The sequence below is a fragment of the Nonomuraea mangrovi genome (assembly GCF_042681425.1).
GTDB classification, from domain to species: Bacteria; Actinomycetota; Actinomycetes; order Streptosporangiales; family Streptosporangiaceae; genus Nonomuraea; species Nonomuraea mangrovi.
Map to the genome: position 1 here is coordinate 224,648 of NZ_JBHUFV010000080.1, position 5,779 is coordinate 230,426.

The 5,779-nt window shown below is 61.9% G+C and carries 4 protein-coding genes; all 4 read right to left on the reverse strand.

The genetic code is table 11. From position 1 onward, the window contains the following. Window positions 1-104: 104 nt before the first annotated feature. On the reverse strand, window positions 105-1,262 hold the full coding sequence (locus ACFSKW_RS48400; protein WP_379581465.1) for a serine/threonine-protein kinase: 1,158 nt from the start codon (window positions 1,260-1,262) through the stop codon (window positions 105-107). Window positions 1,263-1,798: 536 nt separating this feature from the next. After that, window positions 1,799-2,272 carry an NUDIX hydrolase gene (locus ACFSKW_RS48405; RefSeq protein WP_379581467.1) on the reverse strand — a complete coding sequence of 158 codons (474 nt, stop codon included), beginning with the start codon at window positions 2,270-2,272 and terminating at the stop codon, window positions 1,799-1,801. Between the two features lie 10 nt (window positions 2,273-2,282). Beyond that, window positions 2,283-2,411 (reverse strand): hypothetical protein, encoded by a 129-nt coding sequence (locus ACFSKW_RS48410; protein ID WP_379581469.1) that lies wholly within the window; start codon window positions 2,409-2,411, stop codon window positions 2,283-2,285. Between the two features lie 482 nt (window positions 2,412-2,893). Beyond that, complete coding sequence (locus ACFSKW_RS48415; protein WP_379581471.1) at window positions 2,894-5,623, reverse strand: tetratricopeptide repeat protein; 2,730 nt, start codon at window positions 5,621-5,623, stop codon at window positions 2,894-2,896. Between the last annotated feature and the right edge of the window lie 156 nt (window positions 5,624-5,779).

The window sequence follows — 5,779 nt, forward strand, 5'->3', positions numbered from 1 at the left end:
AGGGGTCACGACACGCCTTTCATCGCCGCTTGCCGTACGGGACCGCTCCAAGCCCGTTCGTGCACTTATCCGTCAATGTCCCACTGGGAACTAGTGGCGCGCTGTTACAGTTCGGCATCCACCGCGTACTCTGCCCGCAGCTCGATTGCAATTCGCTTGGATGCCGGCAGACGTCTATCCGCTGACCGAGGTCTCTCGTTCGCTTTCGGGATCGTGTCCGGTTCTACAGTTTTGGGCGTTTCATCTTCTTGATTCGCATTTTCCGTTTCCGTTTCATCGACCTCAGGATGCAAGCGAAGACCGTCTAGAGGTGAGTCTGGGCCGGATGCCATGATCTTGCCCTGGCCCTCCAGGAGCTTCTCGAACGATGGAGACAGCGGCTCCTTGGCCGCGTCTGGTACGTCTCCGGCCGTCGTCCGCGCGATCAACGCGAGCCGTGCATTGGCTGGTTTCAGACCAGCGGACTTCAGCAACGTCTGGCATTCCTCGGCAACGGTGGCAAGCGTTGGCCGCTGCTCAGGAGCGTGGGCGAGCATGGAGGAGATCAGCGGCTTGAGCGCCTCAGGTACGTCCTTCAGGCTAGGGCGGATATCGGGGTTAGTCACCTGCATGGCGATGGCTTCCCAGGCTGTTCCGTCGTACGGATAGTGGCGGGTCGCCGCATACAACAGAACAGTGCCCAGCGCGTACACATCCGCTGCGGGTGTTACCTTCGGGTTGCCGCCGGCCTGCTCTGGCGGCATGCAGCGGATGGTGCCGATGATCATGCCGCTGTGCGACAGGGACTCGTGTGCGGCATCCATGAAAGCGCTGAGGCCGAAGTCGATGATCATGGGGCCTTCCTTGCCCATGATGATGTTCTGAGGCTTGAGATCGCGGTGCAGCAGCCCCGCGGCATGTACCGCGTCTAGTCCCTCGGTAAGTAGCACGCCCAGGCTGGCAACCAGCGGTAAGGGCAGGACTCCGTCCTGGTTCACACACGCCAGGAGCGTGCGCCCGGCCACGTACTCCATGGCCAGCCATGGCCTTTCCGCGAACGGTTCCGCGTCGAGGAAGCGCGCCACCCTGTTAGTGCCGATCACAGTACGTGCTATCAGGGCTTCCTTCTCGAAGCGCGCCCTCGTGTGGGGGTCAAGCTTGTCGCTACGGATCAGCTTCACCGCCACCGGATCGCCGCCCGGGGTGTACGCCAGGTAGACCTCTCCCATGCCTCCTGAACCCAGTTCCTTGGCCACGGTGTACCGGCCGATCCGCTCAGGCATCCCTGTCATTCGCGACTTCGTGCTCCTCCCATGCCTGTGTGATCAAGATGCGGGCAACCCGACAAGACTAATGGCTCCAATTTGAGGTTTATAGACTCACAATGCCTTCTCTCTGGGTTGAGCACTACGGCGTCTAAAGGATCGGTCTCCTGCTCTGCGGCGTCATCAATGGCATCACTAACATCGCGTCCTTCGTTGCTCAGTGTTACATCAAAGTGAGGCGCGCGTAGCGCATTCAGGACAGTCGGCCATATAAGCTAACAAAAGTCTGGAAGAGGTAGATATGTGTCGAGGCGTCGCGATGCGTGGATCTGCTTCGAGGACGAAGCAGGCCAGTCGCTGAGGCCGCCCAATGCCTGTACCTGGTCCCGCCGGGGCTGCACGCCGACCGTCGTCAAGCATGTCCTGGGACCGAACCGTCAAGCATCAGGTGGGTCTAGACACGGACTATCATCTGGCTGACCTGCGGCTTCTTGGGCAGACGTCTGACGCATAAGTCTCGGTTGATGCTTGACACCCTGATGTGGTCGGGGCGTTCATCCGATGTAGGGGCTGCTGCCCAGCATGTAATGACCGATCCTCACCTGCATCGAGCGATCCATCCGGTAGTGCTCGATCTCGGCCTTTGGAATCCATCTGACCTCGCGTGACTCGTCACTCGGCGTCGGCTTCCCGCCGACTGCTCGGGCCGTGAGAACGATGGAGAACTCTTGCCGGACCTCGCCGTTGCTGGTGTACAGGATGACGTGCCTCGGATCGGTGTATGTCCCGACGATGCCGGTGATCTCGCACGTGATCCCGGTCTCCTCCAGCGTCTCCCGTACGGCTGCCACCGGGATCGACTCGCCAAGGTCGACGGCCCCGCCTGGGACGGCCCAGTTGTCGTTGTCGGAGCGTCTGATCAGGAGAATGTCTCCAGCCTCGTTGGCGACCACGACGTTCACGGAGGGGACGAGACTGTTCGGGGTGGGGGCGTTCGGGTCGTCGTAGAAGTCGATCCGTCGTGCCATGGGCGCGAGCCTACTCGGCGTCGGCCTGGACCTCCTGGCCATCGGGCAAGCTGACGAAGCTGCCCAGATTGGGCACGGTGTAGAGCAAGCCTTCTTCGCGGAGCTGACGCATGGCCTTGCGGACCGTGTCACGCGCCACGCTGACACCTTGATGCACCCCGCGGAACGTTCCCCGGCTGGTCAGTCTTCCGGAGCGACGCGGGCGCGTTCTGCGGGCCGGGGTGCGTGCGGACGTCACCAACGGCACCGCGGACAGAGGGCCGGGACCGAGATGAGCGGCGACCTTCGAGATCTTCGCCGAGCGGCCTGGCGATGGGCGCTGGCCAATCGCAGCCCGGACGGAAGTCTTCCCTCGGGCCGTCATCGCTACCCAGTTCTCACGCAGTGCTCGAAGGGGCCAGTGGATAAAGCACGCCGGGGCGGCAGGCGAGCTTGGCTGAGCAACCGCTCTGTCTGAGCGGCACGGCCCGTAGTTCGTTCCGGAGTAGGGCTGCCACCCCGCTTACCTAAGCGTTGGACGGTATCTGCAGGCCGGGTTTTCGACGAGGGGCAACCTGGCCCCTGTAAATCCGAGGTCGGCTGCAACGGGATCCACGGGTATTCGACGCTGCTTCAATGACCTCAGCCGCCGCGGGCACGATCTAGCTGGACACGCACAGTTTGCGTGAGGGTGTGGTTGGGGCCCAAGATGCGCTCGCACTCGATCAGAGCTGTCTCATCTAGGAGGATTGCCTTGTCCAGGTGTCCTATGGCCTGGTAAATGACTGCAAGGTTGTGACGGCTTGTCAGAGTATCGCGATGACCGAGACCCAAGACCTGCTCAAACTCGCAGACCATCGCTTCGAACAGCTTCATCGCCTCATTGAGGCGCCCGGCATCGTAATAGGCGTAAGCGAGGTTGTTGCGGTTAGTCAGAGTGTGGGGATGTGCAGGGTCCAGTAGTCGCTCCCGCGCTGCGAGTGTCGCCTCATACAACGTGATGGCCTCGTCCAGCCGGCCTGCAGCTTGGTAGGCGTGCGCGAGGTTATGACCACTCGCCAAGGTATCGGGGTGGTCAGGGCCCAGGAATCGTGATCGCTCGGTCAGCGTGGCTTCATGCAGCTTGATCGCCTCCCCTAGTTGCCCCGCCTCCTGGTAGGCGCCTGCGAGGTTGTTGCGGTTTACCAGGGTGTCGGGATGTCCAGGGTCCAGTAGCCGCTCCCGCGCTGCCAGCGTCGCCTCATACAGCGGGATCGCCTCATGGAGACGACCTGCTGCATGATAGGCGTGCGCGAGGTTGTGACGGCTGTCCACAGTATGAAGGTGGTCAGCACCCAAGACCTGCTCGTACTTGGTCAGTGCCGCCTCGTGTAGTTGGATCCCCTCATCCCAGCGCCCCACTGCTTGGTAGGCATTCGCTAGATTCTGACGGCTGGCCAATGTGTAAGGGTGGTCGGCGCCTAGGATTCGCTCGAATTCGGTCAAGGTTGTCTCGTACAGGAGGATGGCTTCGTCCAATCGCCCAGCAGATTCGTAGCTGCGTGCCAGGTTGTAACGGCTGGCCAGGGTGTGGGGATGTGTGGACCCTAGGATTGATTCCCTCTTGCTCAGCGTTGTCTCGTGCAATCGGATTGCCTCGGCGAGTCGGCCTACGGCGTGGTAGGCGCGTGCGAGGTTGCTGCGGCTGGTCAGGGTGGACGGATGCTCGGGACCGGCGATTCGCTCATACTCGGCCAGTGTCATTTCGTGTAAGCGGATTGCTTCGTCCAAATGACCCGCTGCTTCGTAGGTGTATGCCAGGTTGTTGCGATTGTTCTGGGTATCTGGGTGGGTGGCGCCCAACACATGTTCGGAGTCAGCGAGTGTCGTCTCATGCAACCGGATCGCCTCGGTCAGTTGCCCTGCTGTCTGGTAGGCGTTCGCGAGGTGGCTGCGTCTCGCCAAGGTATCGGGGTGGGTGTGGCCCAGCAGGCGCTCGGAGTCGATCAGGGTTGCCTTCAACAGAGAAATGGCTCGGTCTAAATCGGCCAGGTCGGTCAGATACTGACCGCATAGGGTGCGCAGCAGCAACAGGTTGTGAGGATAGGCGTCAGTGCCGGAGGCAATGGTGTGCATCGCAGCGGTCTGCTCGGCCAAAACTTCAACTGCCGGACGTGTGCCCTGGGCCGCTTCGTCGGGCAGGCCCTCGCCGAACCTGTAGAGCAGGGCGATCGCATTGTCGAGTACGGCTGGGAGGTCACCTTGAAAGTGGGCACGTTCGCGAATGACACGCTGGGTAAGACGGTGCATTAGAACGGTGCCCCCGTCCTCGCTGAAGGTGATCAGTGAGGTATCGGCAATCTCTGCCAGCATGGCATCCCACTGTTCCCGATCAGCAAGGGTAGGCGTGCTGGTGCCGTACAGAACCGCGCGAGGGACGCCAGAGGGTGCCAGCGCGGCCAACGTGGTCAGAAGGAAAGAAGCACTCGGATGAGATGCTTCGGCCTGCGTGACCGACAGCAGGATGGTCTGCGCGGTGCTGGCGGGGTACGGATCGTGATCGGACCGCGGCAGGTACCGTTCTAGCGGAAAATTATGTAGCAACTCCATGTAGACCGTGTAGTCGAGGCGGTGGCGCGCGATCACGGCGGCGGCCTGGGACAAGGCCAAGGGCAGGTAGCCCAACTCGACAGCCAGCTTTGTGGCTCTCTCGGGATCATCCAGGGATGTGCGTTCGGCGAGGAACGTCACGGCTTGGGTAGGGGTGAAGGTCTCGACCTCAACCGAGGGATAAGCAAGGCCAAAGGAGCGATGGCGGGAGGTTATGACCACGCGGATAGCGCCGGTGGCCGGGGACCAGTCACGAACTTGGGCGACACTGACGGCGTTGTCGAACACCAGCAAACCTGGTTGAGTCGATGCAGCCAGATGGGCACGAGCTCGTCGAGCGGCGGTAGCGGCATCGTCGTTGGGTTGACGCAATCCGAGTCGGTCGGCCAGTCCGGCCAGCCCGGTGATGATCTGATCGGTGGTCTCGGCAGCGATCCAGGCGACCAGTGGCCATCTGGCACGCTGGCAGGCCCAAGCGTAGGAGGCGGCCAGCAGAGTCTTACCGACGCCGGGGGTGCCGGTAACCGCGCAGATGACCGCCGCGCCGGACCCGACGACTTGCATATGCAGGCGGTCTAACAAATCACCGCGGAGCTGGAACCCGCGTGGTTTCTGCGGGATGTCACCCTCGATGATCTGCCGTGGGGACGGCGTTCCCGTACCAACCCACTGAATGAAGACCTGATGCAGGTCACCTTCGACCTTGCCCGTGACCGGCCCATGGAAAATGCTGTGAGCATAGTCGATGTGATCTCCGTCGTAACGGCGGTGCTCACTTGCCACGTCGGGGCCAGAGCCGTTGTCGGGCCCAGTAGGCTCAGGCCGAGTCATCGCGGCTGAGGTGAGGGGATTCAGGGTTCACAATCTTGCCGGTCACTGAGCCCATTCCATCGTGACGCCGCTGGCCACAGGCGTGTTACGGAATCGCCACTGCTGACC